This window comes from Serratia sp. (in: enterobacteria), assembly GCF_051654945.1.
GTDB lineage: Bacteria > Pseudomonadota > Gammaproteobacteria > Enterobacterales > Enterobacteriaceae > Chania.
Map to the genome: position 1 here is coordinate 1 of NZ_JBOFZA010000110.1, position 1,562 is coordinate 1,562.

Sequence of the window (1,562 nt, forward strand, 5' to 3'; positions counted from 1 at the left end):
ACTATTAGTAATGGGTTGAAAGTCACATGTCTCATGAGTTTATATTTCAAATTTGAAGAAGATACCATGAAAAATGAAGTTCTTGCAATAATTTTTCTGAGACTATTTTTATCCCCCCCTCCCCATATTAGGAAAAATAGCCACCAAATGTATTGACGGTTTCTACAAAATATTTTAGTCATTATACATACCACTGCATAGTTTTTCAGTTATAAAATAATAGACAATCTTAGACATTGTATATGTGATTTATTTGAGCACTAGAAAATACAATAAGAATAATTTTTGAGTAATAAAAAGAAAAAAAAAGAAGAAAAAAAAAGAATTAGCTTTGTATGTCAAGTACATACTCTGATTAGCAGACATACAGCATTCATACTAATTGCTGGTGATAGTCAGAATTCAGATGCTGATGTGCGTGCAAACAGATGGTAATCATACAAATAGCCGGACATATAGTCAATAATAACACTGTAATGGTCGCTCATAGACACTGATGGCTGTCATTCAGCAGTAATCACACGCTAATTTTCAGTCAATGACAGTCATATATACATATGGTAATCCTTTAGACACAGCCACATTCCCCACAAAACACGTACACATATTTGAAAAATGTTGAAAAGAAAAAAAAAGAGAGTTATTTGTGCAAAAAGCCGATCGCTAAGTCCCGCCCCCATCAGATGACAGGTGCGTCACAGCGCGCGTCACGAGCGTCACCGGAGCGCGCCAGATTCAAATAAACTATATTCCGCCTATCTTTGACTTTTTTTTTAGTGGATGGTCTCATTCTGTTTGTGAAACTGCGTGCTACAAAACCATGTTGCTTTTTACTACCAAGACGCTGTTTTTTGAGCGTAATTTGTTCCATAACGGATACAAACAATAACTCTCCCGGAAGAAATGAAACGTAAACAAGGAATTACCATCTATATTACAACCTTATTGTTTCGTTTCACTAAAAGTGCTCTATGGGATGTTGTTCGGTGGATTCTTACCTTTCAATCTAAACCGGGATTTCAGCAGTGGATGCGTTTGTGACTCGTTATTACGACGAATCTGGTATGTACTGCGTTTTATTATGCATGTTTTGATATGTACTGCTTTCACAAATTTAGCAAATACATTCCTTATAAGCTTTCCATTGAAAAACAGCGATCTATCGTCGATGCTTGAGGCTTAGACCTTTATAGTGATATATAGTTTGTCAAGATTAATTTTGTCTCGTTTCATTTAATCTATTGCTAAACAATGACACCTGCAGACAGAGAGCGTTCAGTACGCCGGCGTCCTGGTGCAGGTTAACAGGTTAAATTACTTTTTCCTTATGCCACTAGATTTAGACCTCTTGTTCAGATAGCTGATTACTTTGTACGTGCAGGTCGCACATGCGCATTTAACTCTCTTGCAGTAATTAGTTTATCTGCAAGGTGGCAACCCTGCCGTGGGGGTATCGATTCACAAAGTAGCCGAAGAAAAACTGCATAAACAGAACAAACCAGAATCCGGGTTAGCTACAGCAACAATGGAGGCCTACATAAACGAGAGATTGTGTGAAGAGG

The 1,562-nt window shown here is 37.3% G+C and carries 1 protein-coding gene; it reads right to left on the reverse strand.

Going from position 1 to position 1,562, the window contains the following annotated elements; all coding sequences use genetic code 11:
* Positions 1 to 182 (reverse strand): hypothetical protein (locus tag ACRDCA_RS25185; RefSeq protein WP_438691972.1); only part of this gene is annotated, 182 nt, incomplete at its 3' end.
* Positions 183 to 1,562: the final 1,380 nt, after the last annotated feature.